Source organism: Tessaracoccus terricola (genome assembly GCF_054776555.1).
The window spans coordinates 1-22338 of sequence record NZ_BAAHBS010000011.1; the positions used below are offsets into that span (position 1 = coordinate 1).

General features: G+C 27.9%; 10 protein-coding genes, 11 tRNA genes, 2 rRNA genes and 9 pseudogenes. All 32 read right to left on the reverse strand.

Annotated elements, in window-relative coordinates; translation table 11 throughout:
• On the reverse strand, nt 1-407 hold a 407-nt coding region (locus ACYU7G_RS17225), incomplete at its 3' end, for a hypothetical protein (protein ID WP_461110065.1).
• Nucleotides 408-467: 60 nt separating this feature from the next.
• Nucleotides 468-860, reverse strand: a pseudogene (locus ACYU7G_RS17230) (proton-conducting transporter transmembrane domain-containing protein).
• 282 nt (nt 861-1142) lie between these two features.
• Nucleotides 1143-1328 (reverse strand): annotated as a pseudogene (locus ACYU7G_RS17235) (hypothetical protein); the annotation flags it as partial.
• A gap of 233 nt (nt 1329-1561) precedes the next feature.
• Entirely contained in the window at nt 1562-1831 is a 270-nt protein-coding gene (gene nuoK / locus ACYU7G_RS17240) for an NADH-quinone oxidoreductase subunit NuoK (RefSeq protein ID WP_461110066.1), read from the reverse strand.
• A 307-nt stretch (nt 1832-2138) separates the two neighbouring features.
• A pseudogene (locus ACYU7G_RS17245) lies at nt 2139-2489 on the reverse strand (cytochrome c oxidase subunit II); the annotation flags it as partial.
• 228 nt (nt 2490-2717) lie between these two features.
• Nucleotides 2718-2819: a cytochrome c oxidase subunit II transmembrane domain-containing protein gene (locus tag ACYU7G_RS17250; RefSeq protein WP_461110074.1), complete on the reverse strand. Its 102-nt coding sequence runs from the start codon at nt 2817-2819 to the stop codon at nt 2718-2720.
• 189 nt (nt 2820-3008) lie between these two features.
• A complete protein-coding gene (locus ACYU7G_RS17255; protein WP_461110067.1) occupies nt 3009-3233 on the reverse strand; it encodes an ATP synthase subunit C family protein in 225 nt (74 codons plus the stop codon).
• An 82-nt stretch (nt 3234-3315) separates the two neighbouring features.
• Nucleotides 3316-3642, reverse strand: a pseudogene (locus ACYU7G_RS17260) (hypothetical protein); the annotation flags it as partial.
• A gap of 12 nt (nt 3643-3654) precedes the next feature.
• Nucleotides 3655-3966, reverse strand: a pseudogene (locus ACYU7G_RS17265) (cytochrome b N-terminal domain-containing protein); the annotation flags it as partial.
• A 168-nt stretch (nt 3967-4134) separates the two neighbouring features.
• Nucleotides 4135-4374: pseudogene (locus tag ACYU7G_RS17270) on the reverse strand (DUF4405 domain-containing protein); the annotation flags it as partial.
• A gap of 574 nt (nt 4375-4948) precedes the next feature.
• Nucleotides 4949-5335 (reverse strand): NADH-quinone oxidoreductase subunit A, encoded by a 387-nt coding sequence (locus ACYU7G_RS17275; protein ID WP_461110068.1) that lies wholly within the window; start codon nt 5333-5335, stop codon nt 4949-4951.
• Nucleotides 5336-5389: 54 nt separating this feature from the next.
• Nucleotides 5390-6106, reverse strand: a complete 717-nt coding sequence (locus ACYU7G_RS17280; RefSeq protein WP_461110069.1) for a proton-conducting transporter transmembrane domain-containing protein — start codon at nt 6104-6106, stop codon at nt 5390-5392.
• Nucleotides 6107-6340: 234 nt separating this feature from the next.
• A complete protein-coding gene (locus ACYU7G_RS17285) occupies nt 6341-6667 on the reverse strand; it encodes a proton-conducting transporter transmembrane domain-containing protein (protein WP_461110070.1) in 327 nt (108 codons plus the stop codon).
• Nucleotides 6668-7393: 726 nt separating this feature from the next.
• Nucleotides 7394-7476: transfer RNA gene (locus ACYU7G_RS17290), tRNA-Leu, on the reverse strand.
• A tRNA-Phe gene (locus ACYU7G_RS17295) sits at nt 7477-7549 on the reverse strand. It abuts the tRNA gene before it with no gap.
• 43 nt (nt 7550-7592) lie between these two features.
• A tRNA-Ala gene (locus ACYU7G_RS17300) sits at nt 7593-7664 on the reverse strand.
• A gap of 116 nt (nt 7665-7780) precedes the next feature.
• A tRNA-Leu gene (locus ACYU7G_RS17305) sits at nt 7781-7861 on the reverse strand.
• 162 nt (nt 7862-8023) lie between these two features.
• A tRNA-Met gene (locus ACYU7G_RS17310) sits at nt 8024-8094 on the reverse strand.
• A gap of 1 nt (nt 8095) precedes the next feature.
• Nucleotides 8096-8167: transfer RNA gene (locus tag ACYU7G_RS17315), tRNA-Glu, on the reverse strand.
• A gap of 872 nt (nt 8168-9039) precedes the next feature.
• Nucleotides 9040-10170 (reverse strand): hypothetical protein, encoded by a 1131-nt coding sequence (locus ACYU7G_RS17320; protein ID WP_461110071.1) that lies wholly within the window; start codon nt 10168-10170, stop codon nt 9040-9042.
• Nucleotides 10171-10505: 335 nt separating this feature from the next.
• Nucleotides 10506-12937: ribosomal RNA gene (locus ACYU7G_RS17325) — 23S ribosomal RNA — on the reverse strand.
• A gap of 138 nt (nt 12938-13075) precedes the next feature.
• Nucleotides 13076-13146, reverse strand: a tRNA-Asn gene (locus ACYU7G_RS17330).
• Nucleotides 13147-13378: 232 nt separating this feature from the next.
• Nucleotides 13379-13463: transfer RNA gene (locus ACYU7G_RS17335), tRNA-Ser, on the reverse strand.
• A 77-nt stretch (nt 13464-13540) separates the two neighbouring features.
• Nucleotides 13541-13612: transfer RNA gene (locus ACYU7G_RS17340), tRNA-Val, on the reverse strand.
• Nucleotides 13613-13772: 160 nt separating this feature from the next.
• Nucleotides 13773-14273 carry an NADH-quinone oxidoreductase subunit J gene (locus ACYU7G_RS17345; protein ID WP_461110072.1) on the reverse strand — a complete coding sequence of 167 codons (501 nt, stop codon included), beginning with the start codon at nt 14271-14273 and terminating at the stop codon, nt 13773-13775.
• A 144-nt stretch (nt 14274-14417) separates the two neighbouring features.
• A tRNA-Asp gene (locus tag ACYU7G_RS17350) sits at nt 14418-14490 on the reverse strand.
• Between the two features lie 410 nt (nt 14491-14900).
• Nucleotides 14901-14972, reverse strand: a tRNA-Lys gene (locus tag ACYU7G_RS17355).
• A gap of 156 nt (nt 14973-15128) precedes the next feature.
• Nucleotides 15129-15608, reverse strand: a pseudogene (locus ACYU7G_RS17360) (cytochrome c oxidase subunit 3).
• A 454-nt stretch (nt 15609-16062) separates the two neighbouring features.
• A 16S ribosomal RNA gene (locus tag ACYU7G_RS17365) occupies nt 16063-17508 on the reverse strand.
• 321 nt (nt 17509-17829) lie between these two features.
• Complete coding sequence (gene atpB, locus ACYU7G_RS17370) at nt 17830-18402, reverse strand: F0F1 ATP synthase subunit A (RefSeq protein WP_461110075.1); 573 nt, start codon at nt 18400-18402, stop codon at nt 17830-17832.
• Nucleotides 18403-19153: 751 nt separating this feature from the next.
• Nucleotides 19154-20272: pseudogene (locus ACYU7G_RS17375) on the reverse strand (complex I subunit 4 family protein).
• Between the two features lie 920 nt (nt 20273-21192).
• Nucleotides 21193-22041, reverse strand: a pseudogene (locus tag ACYU7G_RS17380) (complex I subunit 1 family protein).
• Nucleotides 22042-22338: the final 297 nt, after the last annotated feature.

Consider the following 22338-nt stretch of genomic DNA (forward strand, 5'->3'; position numbering starts at 1 on the left):
GTAGCAATTACTGTTAAGATAAATGGTAATAATTTTATTATAGCACTAAGCCCAAATTCTGCACTTATTAAAATTTCATGTAAAGGGTGGATAAAAATACTATTATTATTAAAGAATCCTGATCCTAAACCTACATAAATGTCTTTAGTTAAGAATCCAAAATAAATGGAGAAAATAGCTAAAATAATTAAAGGAAGACTCATAAAAATATTACCCTCGTGTGCATTTTTATAGTAATTTAAAGATCCATTCGGGTTAGCTATAAAAGTTAAATATAATACTTTAACTGAGTACAATGTAGTAAATATTGCACCTATAACTGCTATAAAGTATACAGCTATACTAGGGAAATGGTATTGACCATAAGAAGATTCTAATATAAGATCTTTACTATAGAACCCTGTCATAAACGGGAATGCTACTAAACTAAGACTAGCTATTAAAATTACAGAATAACTTAAAGGTAATCAATGTATTAATCCACCATATTTTCTTAGATCTTGATTGTCACCCACAGCATGAATAACAGCACCAGCCCCTAAGAATAATAATCCTTTATAAAAGGCATGATTTATAAGATGGAATAAAGCAACATTATATGAAGATAACCCTATTGCAACGACCATCATACCTAATTGACTCATAGTAGAGTAGGCTATTATTTTTTTTATGTCTCCTTGGAATAAACCTATCATAGAACTAGATAAAGTTGTTATAGCACCTAATCATAGACATATTAGTAATAATGTAGAACTATACTCAATAAGTGGAGATGAACGTATTAATAAATATACTCCAGCAGTAACCATAGTAGCTGCGTGTATTAATGCAGAAACAGGAGTAGGACCCTCCATAGCCATAGGTAATCAAATATGTAGTCCTATTTGAGCACTTTTAGCCATAGCACCTATTAATAAACATATTCCTATTATAGTTACAACATTTGTATTTATATAAGGAGCTAGTGAAAAGATAGTACTGTAATCTAAATTACCTAAAGTTCATAATAAACCTAGCATACCTATTAGTAAAAAACAGTCACCTACTCTATTAGTTAAGAAAGCAGAGATAGAACTTTGATTAGCTGCTATTCTAGTGAATCAGAAACTAACTAAAAGATAAGAACAAACTCCTACACCTTCTCATCCTACAAACATTAATAAATAATTGTTTCCTGTAACTAATAATATCATCATAAAAGTAAATAAGTTTAAATAACTAAAAAATCTTTGGTTATGTGGGTCACTACTCATATATCCTATAGAATAAATATGAACTAGAGAACTTATTACTAATACAGGGATTAGCATAGATACTGTTAAACTATCAAATTGGAAATTTCATACTATGTTGAATGATTCACTTACTATTCAATCAAATAAAGAAATGGATACGGTATTATTATTAAAACCTACTTCAAAGAAGGCGATAATAGCTAAAATTGTTGTTATTACAACACTACTACTACTAATAATATGTGATCCTGTTACACCAGATTTTCTACCAAAAAATCCAGATACTGTAGACCCTAATAAAGGTAAAAATATTATACTTAAATACATTATTTATTTTCAAATGCAATAGATCCTCTTAATCTATAAAAAGCAACTAAGATTCCTAATCCTATTGCAGATTCAGCCCCAGCTGTTATTATTATGTATATTGCATAACTTTGTCCTATTATATCATCTAAACTTATAGAACTTACTAATATTAGGAATGTTACAGATAATAGCATTATTTCAATTGAAATAAGCATCAATATTATATTTTTTCTATTAAATACGAATCCTAAGATCCCTATTAAAAAAAGTATTAAAGTTAAACTCATGGTTTTTTTTTATTGTTTTTAAAATTATTCAAGTAAAACATTATAGGTTTATTATAATTTAGTAGTATATATAGTATACTACATATTAATATAAACTTCTAATTAAAGATATCTCATGATTTTTAAATCATGAGATATTTAGTATATGGAGGTACTATAGAAGGACATATAAGACTCGAACTTATAATTCAGTGGCCGTATCACTACTCTTTCCCTATTAAGAATAATGCCCTTTTAAAAAGAGAAATATTACCCTATTAAAAGGGCATCTTACCCCTTAATACCTCTTTTATTCGTAATTATATAGTCAATTTATAAACTTAGAAGGACTTATAGCTTCAATTGCAATAGGCATAGAAGAATGCAATAAACCGCATATTTCAGAACATTGTCCGTAATATACTCCTTCTCTATTTATGAAAACAGATATTTCATTTAATCTACCAGGGTATGCATCAATTTTAACACCTAAAGAAGGTACAGCAAAAGAATGTATTACATCCCCAGAAGTTACTAGTATTCTGATATGAGTTAATTCAGGAAGAATCACTCTATTATCTACCTCTAATAATCTTAAAGCTCCAGGCTCTAAATCTGAGTCTGGTATTATGTAAGAATCAAATTCTATTAAGTCATTATTTGAATCTAAGAAATCAGGGTATTGATAACTTCAATATCATTGATGACCTTCTGCTATTATAGTCATAGACGGATCATTTATTTCATCCATTAAATATAACAGTTTAAAAGAAGGGAAAGCTATTAGTATTAATACTAAAGCAGGAGTAATAGTTCATATTAACTCTATTAATGTCCCGTGATTTAAATATTTATGTGATATAGGTGATTTATTGTTATTAAAATTTCATATTACTGAAAATAATACTCATCCTACACTAAATAATATTATTACTAAGTAGTACATTATTATATCATGTAATTCTACTAAACCCTCCATTTGAGGTGTTGCACTATCTTGAAAGTATATACCTCAAGGAGTAGGCGCATCTAATCTTACTTGTAAATTATTTAAGATATTTATCATTTTTTTTTAGTATAATCAGGTTTTTTTTTATAAAAAAAAATTAACTTAAACTATTAATATATTAATTATAAGGAATAACAATAACAGAAATTTCATTACCCGGCGACTCATGTACATAACCTAAATAATTTATTAAGCCACATACAATAGTAAAAATGCCATCATTAATGCAAATAATCCTGTAGCTTCTGAGAAAGCAAAGCCTAATATAGCATAAGAAAATAATTGACCTCTTAGTGAAGGATTTCTAGCAACCCCTAAAATTAGAGCACCAAAAACTATACCAATTCCTGCTCCTGCTCCTATTAAACCTGTAGTAGCTAATCCAGTTCCTATTATTTTTGCAGATTGTATCATATTTTATTTTAAATATTTTAAGATTTACCTATATATTGAAAAAATATTCACACGTAGACTCCTAATTATTTTATTACTAAAATTAACGAGAAGACATAGAGATATTAGAGATAAAATTCTCGATACCTGTGACAACAGGCACTAATACTACAAAATATCCAAAGAATAGAAGAGTACTTAATTGACCTAATTCTATATAAGGACTTTCTACATGTTTAGCCCCTATAATCATTAGAATAATGAAATTTACAACAAATATGAAGAACATTATTTTACTAAATGGTCTGAATTGTAGATTTTTTAATTTACTTAAATTTGTTACTGGTAATATTAACATTATTAATAATGCACTAAACATTGCAATAACTCCTAATAATTTATTAGGAATAGATCTTAATATAGCATAGAACGGTAATAAATATCATTCCGGAACTATAGCAGCAGGAGTTTGCATAGGGTTAGCCATAATATAATTATCACTATCTCCTAACACATTAGGTGCAAAGAATACGAAATTACTTAAAACAAAAATAAGTATAAATATTGTAACTAAATCCTTAAATAGATAATAAGGAGCAAAAGGTATTCTATCGTAATTACCTGAGATACCTAAAGGGTTAGTAGATCCTGCTGTGTCATGAAGAGCTATTAAATGCATTAATACTAATGCAACTAATGCAAATGGTAACACAAAATGTAAAGAAAAGAATCTATTTAAAGTTGCATTATTTACTGAGAATCCACCTCAAATAAACTCAACAATATCTTGTCCTATTCATGGAATTGCACTTATAAGGTTAGTAATAACTGTAGCACCTCATAAACTCATTTGCCCATAAGGTAGTACATAACCTAAAAATCCTGTTCCCATCATCACTATAAGAATTATTACTCCTATAACTCAAGTTGTAAATCTAGGACTTTTATAAGACCCATAATATATACCTCTTCCTATATGTAAATATACTAAGAAGAAAAAAGCAGAAGCTGTATTACTATGTAAATAACGTACTAATCATCCGTTATTTACGTCTCTCATGATATGTTCTATAGAATTAAAAGCCTCAGCTACACTAGGGTTATAATGCATAGCTAAAGTTATACCTGTTATAATTTGAATAACTAAACATAATAATAATAAAGATCCAAAATTTCAGTTATAACTGATATTAGTAGGCTGAGGAGCATCTATAAGATATGAATTAACTAATTTTAATAAAGAATTATGTTTTAATGTTCTCATTTTATTTTATTTTATTGATAAGAAAAATTTTTAGTATGTATTTAAGTATACACACCTTAATTTTTTTTTAAAGACTAATATTATTAAATATTATATGTCTTTGTATTTTTAAAACAAGACTATGGAGGAATCGAACCTCAAGCTAAAGATTTGCAATCTAAGCATAGACCATCTATAACATAATCTTTCAGGTAACTATTACCTGACCCCCCCCCCCCCCTTTTCACCTATGACAACAATCAGCGCTAGGGGGAGGTAATAACTACCCCCCTTTATAGGACTAAACTAAGAACGTTACCTCTTAGTCTTTTTCGAAGAGTCTATATAGGGGAAATCCGCACTTCTTTTAATAACGTCCGCATCCGCCCTTTCAGTATTGGAAGGGTTATTTGATGGTGCGGCTATATTAATCGTTTGCCAAATATGTTTAACAAGAAATTGTTAATATTATTTAAATAATTATTTTCTAAAATTACTTATCTAAGTAAGCAAAATTTCCATGTATCTCTTTTGTTTGTTTACTTTCTATTTTTAATGCATTTTTACCTAATTCAAAGATAAAACCTACTGTTACAATAACTATAAAAATAAGAACTACTATTAGTCCATAAACACCGTTTTCGTATTCACTAACAGCAAAAGGGTATATCATAACAATTTCTAAATCTAATAATAAATATACTAAAGCAAAAATAAAGAATTTAACTCCAAATTGAGTTCTATTTTGACCTAAAAAACTATGAAATCCACATTCAAATATACTATATTTCTCTTGATAAGGATTATGAGGTGCAAATATAAAATTTAATAATAAAAATATTATAGCTAAAGCTACTACAAATATAAATAAGAAAGTCATACTACTCATTTAATTCTCAAACAATATTTGTACCAATATGGTACCCATACTTAATCATTCGTTATTAATAAATATGAATAATAAAATTATTAATGTTATAACTGATATTGTGAAAGCAATTGGACTACTTAAAACAATATTAGTATAATTTGCTGAGATTTTTTTAATTTCTTTATTAGATGTATCTCTTACCGATCCTAATATTTTAAATTCTTTTATAGAAGGATTAATAATAGAAGCAGGTTTATAGAAGAAAGTTTCTTTTACTATATTTAAATAGTAAACTCCACCTATAACACTTGTAAATATTGCTATTAAAACTATAAATACATATCCTTTATCTAATGCTGCACTTAAAACCATCTGTTTTCCAAAGAATCCTATAAGAGGAGGTATACCTACAAAAGAAAATATTGTAATAGCTAGACTTATAGCCAAGAAAGGATTTATGTAAAAGAATCCTTTTAATTGACTAACTAACTGTATAGGTGAATTATTTCTATCTACTAAATTATCTTTTTCAACATTATCATTTATATATGAATAAAAAGAATAACCTATGGCAATTAAAATTATAAATATATTTAAATTACTAATAGAATATTGAACTATATAAAATATAAATGCCTGAATAGATTCTATACTTGACACAGATAAAGCTAATAATATAAACCCTACATGAGAAATAGTACTATAAGCAAGTAATCTTTTTATTCTAAATTGAGTTAAACCGACAACAGTACCAACTATTAAAGATAAAAATGAACTCATTATTAAACTAAAAGTTCAACTTATTTCAAAAAAATTATTATTTGTATAATAAACCAATTGTAATAAAAATATAAAAATAGAAATTTTTGCAATTATAGCTACAAAAGCAGTAACTACTGTAGGTATAGCATCATAAACATCCGGAGATCAGAAATGGAAAGGAGCAGCACCAATTTTGACTAAAAACCCTAGACTAAATATTAATAAAGAAAAGTTAATATAATAAGGTTTATATCAAGAATTTATAGCAGTCATATCACTTATATTATTAATAATATATATAGCATCTAAACTACTAGTACCTGAATTAGCATACAATAAACTAGTACCTAGTAAAATGAAACATGAACTTAATCCTCCTATTAAAAAGTAAATTAAACCACCTATTGTAGATAATTCAGAATTTCTATATATAGTACTAAGTAAATATAAACCATAACTTTGTAATTCTATTGAAAGAAAAATAGAAACTAAGTCATTAGTTGAAATTAATAGACATGCACCTGTTATTATAAATAATAAAATAAGAGGGTATTCTATTATTTTAAATTGTTCTCCCATTTTATTCACAATTTTAGTTCTATAATAAGAAAAACTATTAAATAATAAATCTTTCAAAGAAGCATATTCCGAAGTTCAAAGTTTTCTATAATGAAAACCAGTTAATTGTAAAATTAATATACTTATTATAAAAATAAAAATATGGAAAACCTGTGTTATACTACTAATATAAACTAAACCTCCGTGTAAACCTATACCTTTATTTATAACAGACAAACTCGTAAAGTCCTGTAAAATACAATAAATCAAACCAATTATTGCAACTCTGTTAAATAATAATGACAAATCTCGTCTTGAAACAACGGCATTAGAAACTAATAAAAATAAAATAGTTAGCATTATCATTTAACAAACTAGGAGAGAAATTCGAATTCTCATTTTTAATGTATGAAATTAAAGTTCTAACCTGTTAAACTATCCTAGCTTTTAAGGGTGAATACCCTGGGTCGAACAGGGAACTTACTGTGCCACATACAGTCGCTCTACCATTGAACTATATTCACCTTATGTTGGAGTGATTCGAACACTCAATAGTAAATACCAAAAATTTATGACTTACCCATTAGTCCACAACATATACAAGAGAACTCGGACTCGAACCGAGATCGAGAAGGTTGAAGCTTCTTGTTTTAACCATTAAACTATTCTCTTATAAAAGTAAAACTTAAAAAGTACTACATTATTAAAAACCCTTTTTTAAAGTACTTTTTACAAAGCATACTTATATACGGACAATAAGATTTGAACTTACACAGTTTTCACCATTCTGGCCTAAACAGAACCTGTCTACCAAATTCCAGCACATCCGCTGCCCAAGATAAGATTCGAACTTATAACAAAAATAGCTTCAATATTTCACTCTACCAATTGAGTTACCTGAGCTTCCGACATTTCTGGATTTAAATACCAGACAACTATTATAGGTTGGAGGCATTAGGATTCGAACCTAAGTCTTTAACATGCAAAATTAATATTTTACCAACTAAATTATGCCCCCTTTATAATATCTTCCTCTTCATATCTAATTTGAACCATTTTTGATTTACAATGAGGTTTTATATTAAGCAACTTTTAAATAAAGGCTTTCGCCTATAGAGGGGTTCTCTAAATCCTTATCCGAAGAAGGACTCGAACCTTCACAGCGCTAGCTCACAAATTTTAAGTTTGTTATGTCTACCATTCCATCACTCGGATTTTTACTACACGAACTTAAATTACAACTGTACATAATATTAATTATATATAATATTATAAAAAGTTATGCACCTTGTGTACTAACTCTAAGGCTAAAGTGACTTGAACACTTATAATTACTGTTATGAGCAGTACACTTTACCAATTAAGTTATAGCCTCTCATGCGGATGAGGGAGTTGCACCCACGTTTTCTGATCATGAGTCAAATATGTTACTGTTACATTAATCCGCTTTGAACTAAGTCGGATTCGAACCGACGGTAGAAACATTGAAAATGTTTTGTCTTACCACTTGACTATTAATCCTTACAGTCCAGTGTAAGTATCGCACTTACTTCTATTGATTACAAAACAATTGCATTACTTTTATGCTAACCAGACGAAAGTATTTACAAATTTGATATATTATTTATTAGTGATTTATAAATTAGTACTTTATTCCTAAATATTTCAAATAAAGCCTATTCTGTTCGTAATATTATATTACGTATATTTAAGAAATATCTTAAGGTAAGTTTCAAGCCTATATGCTTTCAGCTTTTAACTTTAGCTAACTTAGCTTTCCTGCCATGCTTATACTATATATAAACCTAAGTGATAATAGAAAAATCCCGTATAACAATAACTATTATAATAATAATTACTATTATATTTTAAATTAATATTGGGCATATAAACAACAGGTAAACCATAGGTTAACAACGTATATTAAATATATACTTCTAGTTCCTTTCGTACAAAAGTTGTTCCTTATTATATTCTAATTCCCTCTAGAGGATGGAAACCATACTGTCTCACGACGTATTTAACCCAGCTCATGTAACTTTTTAATCGACGAACAGTCGTACCCTACATAGTTCCTGCATCCATGAGGATAAGTTAAGCCGACATCGAGGTGCCAAACCGCGCACTCATTTTGTACACTCTTGCGCAAATTAGCCTGTTCTATTTGTTATCATTTGAATTTCCATTTTTCACAAAATGGTTCAGACTATGTCTTCATTTTTATTATTAATACAATTTCATTATTTACTACTAATTCAACCTTTAACTGCAAAAGCCCCTACACGACGTTTTGAGTTGGCTATTGAATAAGTCACATTAGGTTTAAAGTGTCCTCTGTATAGTCCAGAAGATAATCTATTAAAAGAAGATTCTATATTTTTTAAACCTCCTTTTCACTTTAATTTATAGACAGCTCTATCTGCTCTATAACGTCTAGTTAATCTACCTCTTACTTCTAATCTTATACCACCCATATTTTTATGTTGAATTTCATCAAATGTTGATTTTTGAATTGTTTTCCTCATATTATTAATACCTATTAAAGTATAAGATGGATTGTTTGAATTTAGAGAAGTTAATTTTAGAGTTTGAGATCTTAAATATTTATTTTGTACATTGTACATATTTCTTAAAAACATGAAAAAATCTTTATCACTACTTAAATTAGACAATAGATGACCATCTTTATAAACATTATGAACTAAATTTCTATCTTTAAGATTTCTTAAGTCTGCTCTTTCTTTAACTGTATTTACTTTAGGAAACTTTGCTCTATTAATTATACTGTTTATTCCTCTCATTACAGAGAATCTTCTTTTTTTTAATTTTAAGGCTAAAGCTTTAGTAAAAATATCAGTATTATAGACAAGAGATTTTAAATTAATTATGTTATATTCTATTTTTTTATTTAAAATTTTTACTAACAAGTTATTTAACTTAGATAAGAAATATATTTCTTCAAATTTAAATTTATTTATTTTATATCCATAAACATGTCTTCTTATAATACTTAACTTTCTAACAAATTTGAACTTGTTTAAAACATACTTTTGTATGTATCTATTAAAAGATAAGTTACTATAATTCATTATTTTATTTAGCAATTCAAATTTAAATTCTAAAACTTTACTACTTCTAAGTATGAACTTATTATCTAAAAACTTTTCTATTAATTGATCTTTCAAAAATTTTATCCTGTTTTCAAAAAAACTTCTTTGTATGTTTAAAATCTTAGATCTGAAACTCTCAAAGAATCTTTTACTTTTCAGATATCTTTTATATAAGACTTTTTTTTGAGTATTTAGAACATATAAAGTTATTATTACTTTATTATTAGTATGTTTAATCTCAGTATTACTTACATATACTCTTCTTAATAAAGAATGTCTTCTTTTAAGAGACATATGTTTTATATTTAAAAACTTGTTTTTTAAATGTAAATTAAAATAAGATTTTATCATTTTATTTAAATTTAGATCATTTAAAGGTATATTTTTAAGATTATTTTTGTCATAAAAATACACAGTATTTTTTCATTCTTTGGCCACTGGTGCCTCATATTTTTCTCTATAGTCACTTAACTTTAAGTTAAATGGTATAAGTTTATATTTATTATTAATATTATTGTTAAATATTTTTAGTTTATTGTTCATTTTATTAAAAATAAATCTTATTTTGTTTTTTTTTGTAAAATTGTATTTAATATAAATGTTGGGTGTTATAAAGGATTATTGTTAGCACATCTCACCTTATAGTCGTTGAACGTTTTCATCTTATTTATAAAATTAGCCAAGACGAATTTCGCTTCAAGTTTACTTATAAAAGTAATTCTTGAATTTAACCCAATTTATTATTAATAATTATATAAAATAATTATTAAAGGACAAACATCCCTAGCGTAGCTTTACCTATAACCCAAGATCTTTCCTTTTTGCATCTTGTGATCCTACGCCCTGCTTACGCAACTGTAAGATTTGTTGTTAATCAAACAGTAAGGCACGATTTAGCCGTTGAGCCTTTTAAGTAATAGTCAACATTATTATAAAATATAATAACTAAAAAATATTAGAAAAATTCATAATATTTTTATTACATCTAATCTCTCGTTAGATAAAAATCGTACCTACTTCTATATAAACCTTGTTATTCAAACATCTGTCGTGCAGATGAACAAATAATTTGATAAGATAAAATACAGTAAAACTGTATAATATTACAAACAATATTTTGATGAATACAAAATGCACTCATACATTATTAATCTTAGACACTCCCATTTACTCTTTATGGGGTCTGTGCCCCGCATAAACTGTCTCCTAACGATAAGTTCCTTACCTAAGGCTACTTTTTTATTAAAAAAAGCTGAACTAGGTTAATTGACCAATATTCGTCTCCAAATATTAGTAAATTAGTTCATAAATACGGAATAAATATAAAGGATTTCCATTTGTATTACCTAATTTACCTTATAATCTAAACATATTTGATTCCGTACCCTATAATTAGTAACAGTAAAGCTGCATAGGGTCTTCTCGTCCAACTAGAGGTAAACTGTATCTTCACAGCTATTCCAAGTTCACTGAGTCAATCATAGAGACAGCTGTTGTATCGTTAAATCATTCATGCAAGACCGCATTTAACGGCCAAGGCATTTCGCTACCTTAGGACCCTCACGTTAAGGCCGCCATTGACCGGGGGTTCCGTCAACACCAAACTCTCTTAAAAAATTTAGTTATATCTGTTAACCAGCCGGGATTGGGCAGACATCACACTCAATACTTAGATTTTTAATCTTTGAGCAAAGTGCTGTGTTTTAATTAAACAGTCGTACAACACTATTTCATGCTTCTTCCTTTTTACCTGATATTAATCAAGACTAATGAGACCTCCTTATTCCGAAGTTACGTAGTCAATTTGCCGAGTTCCTTTATGATTGTTAGCTCATTATACGCCTTCGTATACTCTACTAGCTTACTTTTTTCAGTTTCTAGGTACGGTTTTTTATATTACTGTTTTTCCAGCACATTTAACACTTTAAATGTTGTTTAGTAATAAAGATTTTCTCATCATCAAAATCTTTAGATTTTTAATTTAGAGGCCGTTACTTAAAAATCCATAAGCTTAAGGCGGAGAATAACATAATAGCCTAATAATTAGACTATTACTCTTCTTCTTTTAGTTACTTATGTCACCATTCTCACTTGAGTTGTATCACTATATTTCTCTTTAAAAAAGAAAAATCTAATATAAACTCAACGTTCTGCTACCCCATAATATAACAGTGATTATATCATCACTATTAAAAATGGACAAGATGTCGGTATATTGTTTAGATCCGTTAAATTTTCGATGCTTCTAAAAATTAACAAGCGCTCTGTTACGAATTCATAAAATTATGGCTGCTTCTAAGCCCATCTTCTTGTCGACTCAAATAGAAACCTTCTTAATTTCACTTAACTAATAATTTTGGAACCTTAAATCTTGTTCTGGGCTGTTTCCCTTTTGACATACAACCTTAGCACTCTATGTCTGATAATTCAACATTCATCTTTGCCATTTCGAGTCTACATACTCACCGATAAAATCTTCACGATCCCCCGATATATACAAGTTAAAATGTATTTTTATTTAAAATATTTACACCTTGTCAGAGATTAAGTTCTGTACCTGCTAAGATGTTGTTTGAATTGCCTACTTTTATAGGTTTCGCAGAAAACCAGCTATCCTGGTCAGGTTTGTCTTTCACTAAACTTACCCTAATTCTTCGGATATCTATGCAACGATATTCCGTTCGGACTGTTTACATCCTGATTATGGTAAGATCACCAGGCTTCGGGTCTAACAATAGATACTACTCATTTTTTTGATAATTGGTTTAGCTACGCTAAAACTTGTATCTAATGTTAACTTGGTGACCCATTATGCAAAAGGTACGTTCTTGCTCTTAAAATTGCTCGAACTGCTTATAAAACTACTATTTCAAATTATTATTTCCCTCACGGTACTTATGTTCTCTATCGCTTATGTATAATATTTAGCCTTTGAGGAAGGTTCCCCGTAATATTCAAACTGAATTTTACTTTGTTGTATAGTTTATAACTATAGGCTCCTCTACTTTCATTCACACTACTCATAGAATCTCTTTTGATTTCTTTTCCTGAAGTTACTAAGATAATTCACTTCACTTCGTTTACTAAAGAATTTCTCTTAGAGTTAATATTTTTTTAATAAATTAAATCTCTGTTATACATAGCTTAAATATCCATAATAGTCTCTTTGTATACTTATATATGCATATATACACATATTATATATCTATTATTTTACATCTCTGTTTAATATAAATGTTCGGATTATTACGATTCGAACATAACTATTCCTCGACCCAAACGAGGCGCCTAACCACCTGGCTCTAATCCGTTTTATTTTCGCCCCTAAGATGAATCGAACACCTATCATGATATTAACAGTATCAAGCTCTACCATTGAGCTATAGAAGCCTACAAATTTATCCACACCCATCCCCTTCACTGCCTCTTATATAACTCATTCTTTACTTTTTGGGTAATACAAAACGTATGTTTTGTAATATAAATATTATTGTTGGTTAAGTGATATAGGTAATAGAACTCCTACCACTTCTTCTTATTTATTGAATTGCAAAGAGATAAGAGAAAATACAACTCCTCAGTGAATGTCATTGTTGGTTAAGGGGGTAATATAGTGTACATTCAGAGAATATGGGATTCGAACCCATGAAAGACACATCTTTAGTTATTTTCAAGATAACCGCCATAAACCACTCGACCAATTCTCTTATAATTCTTTCAAGAGTCGAACTTGAATTTCATTCTTATCAAAAATGCACTTTACCCTTAAGTTAAAGAATTATATTAAGAGATAGGCGATTTGAACGCCTAGCCTTCCGTGTGTAAAACGGCTGCTCTACCGTTAAGCTAATCTCTTTTCAAATTATCTTTTCAAATTATCTTTTAATTGTTATTACTATCGTTCCAACCATAGCTAATAGTATTATGAAAGCAGTAAGAATTAATCATAAACTATAACTAGTATACATAATATTTCCTATATTAGAAATATTATTCACATCTATTAAATTTCCACTTCAGTCATTACTACTTGAATAATATAAATTATTATTATCACCAGTAATATTAATATTATTTTGATTTGAATATTTATTATGTAACATATTATTTATATTCGAAAAATAATTATTTATTACTCCTGTACTATAAGGGAATATTGGAAACACAGAGTAATTCACTAGAATTGGGATTATAAGAGCTAAAGCTACACTATTTTTATTATTGTTTTGTAATTCACTAATTCTTATATTAATTAACATTAATATAAATAAAAATAATATAGATACTGCTCCTAAGTAAATTATTAAGTAGGATAATCCTATAAAACTTAAACCTGTTAGTATTAAATATGAAGATACACCTCCAAATAACCCTATTAAAAATAATATAGAAACTATAGGGTTTTTACTAATAATTATGTATATACCACATATGATAATAAATATAGATAGTATATCTAATACTTCTACATTATATTTATTAGTAATAGTTTCATTAATAAAAAATAAACCAGTCAAATTCGTATTTTAACCTTTATACCTGTAAGGTTTATCGTAAGACTCTACGAATGAGACTACGGAAGAAGAACACTCAAGTGTTTACACACAATATTTAATTAATACCTTGTCTTACTGAGATTTATTCTTCTTTCATTTAAATAACGACTCAAGTCGGATTCGGACCGACATCTCCTTCCTTGACAAGGAAGTACTTTACCAATTAAGCTACTAAGTCTTAAAAACATCCGTCTAAATATAAGGTTATTGTTGAACTATAACCAATCTAGCCTTGATGAACGGAAAATTAACGCAACTAGCCGGACTTGAACCGACAATATTCGTGTGGAAGACGATTGGTTTACCATTAACCTATAGAAGCTTTAATCATATAATTTTACCATATATTTACCTTATTTTACTTTATAACTTTTCATCTGTTATAATTATTCGATCTACTGAACTTACTAAATTCTATTACATATATCGAATTCTTCCCTAAGTAGATAAGGTATTTAAATCGATCAAATAGAAGGTTTACTGTAAAACATTGCGAATAAGACTACGGAAGAAGAGTGATTTGAACACTCAAGTGTTTACACACAATATTTAGTAGATACCTTGTCTTACCGATGACTATTCTTCCTTTGGGGTTTATAGGATTCGAACCTATATCTTGATGATTAAAAGTCATGTGCATTACCATTATACTAAAACCCCTTTTACAAATACATCTTAAAATTTGTTTTACTAACTTCCTCAGTAATAGATCGCAATGTATAAGAATAATCATACCACATCCACAAAATGTCAGTATAAAATTCCACCTTCATATCCTACATGATGATGATCTGTTAAGTGGTATGCATAGATTCTTCATAAACCTACTGCTAAGAAAATTGTTCCTATTATAACATGAAATCCGTGGAAACCAGTACCAAAATAGAAACATGATCCATATACACCATCACTTATAGTGAAAGAAGATACACTATACTCTACAACTTGGAATATAGTAAATATAGTAGCTAAAACCACTGTAGCTATTGAACCATATAAACTTCCTGCTCTATCTCCTTTTATTAAAGCATGATGACCATATGTAATAGTTGCTCCACTTGATAATAATATTACTGTGTTAAGCAATGGTAATTCAAAAGGATTTATAGGATCTATTCCCATAGGTGGTCATTGAGCTCCTAATTCTACAGTTGGTGTTAATGCACTATGGAAGAATGCTCAGAAGATTGCTAAGAAGAATAATGCTTCTGTAACTATAAATAAGATAATACCTAAGTTAATTCCTTTTTGTACAGCAAATGTATGATCTCCTAAGAATGTACCCTCAGCTATTATATCTCTAAATCATAAAGACATAGAGGCTATAACTAATACAACAGAAATATATCATAAAATATATGTATTGTAAAAATTATGCATTGATAAAGCAGTAGTAAGCCCTAAAGTCCCTAAACTTATACTAGTGTATAGAGGTCAAGGTGAAGGAGATACTAAATGATAAGGATGAAATTGAAAATTACTTCTTATACTAGTAGTCATTTTAATTTTATATTACTCTCTTTCGTACATAAATATATATGTAGGATGTATACCTATTTAGGAAGAAAAGGACTCGAACCTTCGATAGCTAAAAGCTATTGAGTTTACAGCTCAACCCGTCATACCTACAAACGGGACCTTCCTTTTGTTATTAATAATTATTATTAATAACAGCCTATAACACGCTTTCTTAAAAAAGAAAGCAATTTCAGACCTGGGTATACTAATATATAGTATTTCCGTTTTTGTTATGGTTAATCAATCCCGTGCAACTTCCACTACACGAACCGTATTTCGACTTAACACTAATCAGAGTCTCGCATACGGTGAATCCTATTATAAAGATCTAATTATAACTATTATATATTTATAATAAAAAAGCAAACTTATTGCGGAGCACTCCTTTCAGCATGTGACGAGTGGTTAGTACCAATCCGAGGTTGTATTCACCGTGACATGGTGATTCACGATTACTAGCAATTACTTATTCATATAGTCGAATTTCAGACTACAATCCTTTTGTTTGTATCCTATTTTTTGAGATTAGCTTAAATTCGCATTTTCGCATCTCTTTGTTTAGGAGTACTGCGGCACGTTTATAGCCCACAATATTAGGGCCATGATGACTTGTCTTTGTCCTCTTTATTATTTCCGGTATACAGAAAAAATTCTCTATTATATCTTTTATAAATAGAGATAAGGATTCCGTTAATTACATGGAGAAACCCACAGTTTCACAACATTAACTGAAAACAGCCGTGCAACACCTGTATCTTAACTTATCATTAAGTATTCAAATTGTGGTAAGGTTTTTCGTGGATCATCGAATTAAACAACATACTTCACTACTGGTGTCAGAAACGGTCTAGTGATTTCAGTTCCGGTGTTGCCACTTTACTCTTGAGGTGAAATGCTTACACTTTCATTTATAGACCAAACTATGTCTAATCTATGGCATTCATCATTGTCTGCAGAGACTACTGGGGTGCCTAATCCTGTTCGTTACCTAAGCCTTCGTCCCTCAACGTCAGTTTTTACATAGAAGACTGCCTTCGCCTTTACCAGTCCCTAGAGTATCACAGAATTTCATCTCTCCACCTAAAAGTACTGTACTTCTTACATAAAACTCTAGCCAAATACTACTTATAAAGTCATGTTGGCCGTCTAGGTACCCTTTAAACCTACTTAAGATGAATAACACTTGTCTCTTACGTATTACCGCGACTGCTGGCACGTAATTAGTCAAGACTTTTTATATATATTGTCATTATCAATATATAGACAAAACTTCATTTGATAACCAATTGTCATTTCCCTAAGTTGCCAGTTCGGCCGTTAGGCCATTGACCAAAATTCCTCACTGCTGTGCATATATGCATTGGGGTTTTTTCAGACCCAATGTGATCGATCAACCTTTCAGTTACGACTAAGGAAATTAGCGGCTTGTTAAGCCATTACCTTAACAACTACCTTTTCCTGCAATATTTATCGTCCTCTCAAAGCAGTGGTAACTTACCACCTTTTTTTTTATTATAAGGGATTTTAATACCCCCTTACTTCAAGATAGGCAAAAATATCTTATACTCACCCTTACACCACTATTAATTTAATTTTTCAATTGTATTAATCGTACGATTAGCATGTGTCAAGCACTTAGACAGCGTTCAATCAGAGCTATCACCAAACTCATCTAAATATATATGAAAGAAAATAATAGACATAAACATATGGCTATGATATTTCCATCATATCACTTATTAATATAAACATTATGGATATAAATAAGCTTTTTTCTGTCTAAATTATTAATAAAATATACATTAATGCAGGATTAATCGTTCGCCAAATAAATATGTTTAACAAGAAATTGTTAATATTATTTGAATAATTTCTGTTATATACCTTTATATTCATATAAATAATTTTTAAAATCAGAACTTTTCTTGTTATATCACTAATTTGAAAAAATAAAATTAGTATTAAAAATAAATTGTATACACAATTCACTTAATAGCTATTAGTGCATATCTAGACCATCTCTTATATAACTACTTGTTAAAACAACAAATACTTGAGCTTGAATAAATGCAATACCAAATTCTAACCCTGAGAATGCTATTATAAATGCTAATGGTATTAAACCTAAGAAGAAGAATATAATTCCAGAAGTCATTATATTATAAGTAAAACCAGCTAATATAGCTAACAACATGTGTCCTGAAAGGATATTAGCAGCTAATCTTAGACCTAAAGAAACATTTCTAGCTAAATGTGAAATAAGTTCTATAAACACTAGTAAAGGTAATAAACCTAATGGGCAACCTGCTGGAACTAAGATAGCAAAGAATTTTAGTCCATGTTTTTGAAATCCTAAAATAGTTGCTCCTATAACTATAGTGAAACTAAGAGAGAAAGTTAAAACAAAATGACTTGTAGATGCAAAACTGTAAGGCACCAGACCTATTAAATTATTTATTAATATAAAAAGAAATAAAGTATATATTAAAGGGAAAAATACTTGTCCTTGTTTTGCATTAATTTGACCTACAACTATACTTTGAATAGTTGCATATAATGATTCTTGACTTATCGATCATTTATTTCCTATTAATTTATTATAATTTGTACTTAATAAATTGATTATTAATATAAATGATGCACCTAAGATTAAGTATAATCCTATGTTTGTTAAAGATAATTGTAAATTATTTAAAAATGATAATTTTATGTTAAAAAAATCTCTTATTTCAAATTGACTTAAAGGATTTGTAAAATATGTGTAAATGATATTATTGTTTATCATAGATTAGAAATATATTATTAATTGTCAGCCTTAAAAAAAAAAATGTTTGTTTGTATTTGTTTGTTTGTCACATGATTTAATAATATTTCCTTGTTAAAATTTTAAGATTATTTCTGAAAATATTATATAACTAAATATTATTTATTTTTTTAATAAATAAACGAGAAATAAATAATCTAACTATTCTTGGTAACACGTAGTTAGATAATATGTATAATATTCCAACTATTAATGCAAAAGTAAAAAATACTTCATTCATATAATAAAAAGGTACTAATTGAGGCATATTTTCTGTTATATTTTGGTTAATACTACATAAAGTATTATTTTAAATTATGAAAAATAACATCTTTTTAGTTTATTTAGGGATATTTTGAAGATTCTGTATAAAAAAACAAATAAACCTTCATTTAACCCATATTTAATCAATAAAGATGTGTATAAAAATTATATCTTATTTAATACGGATCAAAGTAAGCAATATAAACGAAACAAATGAACTAGTTTAATAAAATATTACTAGGTAATATTAAATAAATTATACTTTATATATTAAATTATTAACAAAGTAATGTAAACCATCTAAAATTACAGAAGGGTATATTCCTAATACTACAGTAAATATTGTTAATATTAATAATATTAAGAATTCTCTTTTATTAACATCAAATATATTTTCTTCTTTTAATAATTGAGTAAAGAACCCTCCAAAAGAAATTCTGTTAAACATAAAGATAGTATATGCTGCAGATAATACTATAGAAGAACAAGCAAGTATTCCTAATAAAGGTAATCTTTCTAATACTCCGTAAAGAGACATAAATTCACCTATAAAGTTTAAAGTTAAAGGTGCACCACAATTTCCTAAACATAGAATAAAGTATAGTATAGAGAATAATGGCATTAATTGTGCCATACCTCTGTAGAAATATATAATTCTTGTATGAGATCTATCATATAATATACCTCCAACACATATAAATAGACCACTAGATACAAATCCATGAGCTAAACCTAACACTATAGCTCCTTCTATTCCTTGGATACTGTTACTAAATGCTCCTATTAAATAGACTGCTGCGTGAGATACAGAACTATAAGCTATTAATTCTTTAATATCTATAGTTCTTAATGTACTAAAACTAGCATATAGGATAGTTATTACTCCTATAGTATAAATAACAAAAGTATAGTTTAAAGATGCTTTATTTAAAATAGGTAAGATTAGTTTAAATATACCATATAAACTTAATTTTAAAACTATAGCTGCTAATACTATACTTCCACCTAAAGGAGACTCAACGTGAGCTTTTAATAATCAGTTATTTAAAAATATTACAGGAGTTTTTACAGCAAATGAGATAAATATACCTATAAATAAGAATATTTGAGTGAAATAGTCAAAATTTGTTTTAAATAATACATCATAATCTACTGTTCCCACTATTGAATATATAGTTAATATAGATAGTAATAAGAATAAAGATCCTCATAATGTGTATAAGAATATATAATAACTTGCTCTTACTTTATTACTAGATCCATATAGACCTATTAATAAGAATAAAGGAGGTAATGTACTTTCAAAGAAAATATAAAACATTAACATGTCTAAAGCTAAGAATACTCCTAATAGTAATGACTCTAATAATAACATTATGATTAAATAAGATTTAATATTTTGTTTTATTGAATTTCAATTAGATACTAAAGCTATCGGCATAATTATAGTTGTTAATAGTACAAAGTATATAGATATCCCATCTATACCTAAATATACATTATAATGTTGTATATTATAATGTTCTTGTACAAATTGAAAATTATTACTACTAAAATTAAAAAAAATTAATATAATAAAAGATAAAATTAAATTTAATAGACTTGTTCCTAAAGCTACATTCTTCATATATAAAACATAACCTTTACCAACATTAGTCTCATTTAATAAAGATACAATAAACATCCCTAAAACAGGGACTATTAATAATAATCATAAAAACACGAATAAATAATTCATGTTTAGCTTTCTTCAAAAATCTTTATTCACCGTTTAATAATAAAATTAATATTAAGATAGATGTTCTGGAAAAATATACACGAATAAAACCAAGTTTATGAATAATACTTCTATAAGAGTATTAAAGTATCTAAGCAATATTATGTTTTATGCATCCTACTAGACGACTACTTATTCTATCTCTATTGCAAAATTATTTTATTTACGCTTGAATTCTAAAAAGAAATGTCTTATTTCTTTCATTAAATTTTCCATTCTTTTCATTAGAATATATTCACATTTATTAAAAATGCGTCAAATTGGAACAATATACAAGGTATTAATACAATAAATGCAAATAATAATGGTAATAATACTGTTCAACAGAATGACATTAATTGATCAAATCTTATTCTAGGGAATGAAGCTCTAACTCAAATAAAAACAAAAACTAATATTGAACTTTTCAATCCTATAGTTAAACCAGAGAATAAACCATTCATAAAAGGATTTTTTAATAATTCTTGAAGTTTAATGTTTTCATATGAGTGTATTAAATCTATATCAAAGATATAAACTCATATATAATTTAATTTATCTAATAAATAAATTATATCGTAAGATACTAAATATCCTCCCATAAAGAATATAGCAGTTAATATACACATTATTAATATACTAGAGTACTCCGCTAGGAAAAAGAAAACAAAAATAACAGCTGCGTGTTCTGTCATAAACCCACTAACTAGTTCTGATTCTGCTTCTGCTAAATCAAAAGGAGCTCTATTAGTTTCAGCCACAGATCCTATAAAGAATATTAATAAAATAGGTAATAGAGGTAACATAAATCAAACCATTTTTTGTAATTGTACAGTTACATTAAGATTTAAACTATTAGTAATCATAACGATTATTAATATAGCAGAACTTAAAACCAACTCATAACTTATCAATTGAGCAGTACTACGCAATGATCCTAAGAAAGCATATTTACTGTTAGCACTTCATCCTGCAAGTAAAATTCCATATGTAGCTATAGATGATACGGCTAGAATATAGAATATTCCTAAATCTAAATCTGAAACAGATAATCCAGGACCATAAGGTATAACCGCAAAACCTAATAAAGCAAATATTAATGTAACAACAGGACCTAAGAAAAATAAAAACATATTAGATTGTGTAGGTGCTACATATTCTTTTAATATAAGTTTCAAAGCATCTGCAAAAGCTTGTAATAACCCATAATATCCTACAGCATTTGGTCCAAGTCTTCTTTGCATACTAGCCATTGTTTTTCTTTCTGCTACTGTTACATAAGCTACAGCAAGCAATCCGGGCAATAATAATAAAACAACTTCTAAGAAAGATAACAGATTTGTATAATTGTTTATGTAAATATTGTCTACGTTTATATAATTATTCATAATTTTCTTTTTTTTTAATTGACAGCCTTAAAATTAAAGTTATTTGATGGAAACCTTTATAAAATAACAATTTATATAAAATAAAATTTACTTTTTAAATTTTGACTATTCCCTACTTAATATAAACAAGGAATAGCTTTACTTCATTTTAGGGTCGAACTAAAATCGGAATATTAGAAGTATTCTGCTCTGCCATTGAGCTAATGAAGCTTTTTGTTCGCACAATGTGCCTAAGCATGCATAGAGTTCAATGCATAACTTATTCCGACACACATGCCTTTAGGTGGGCTATTTTAA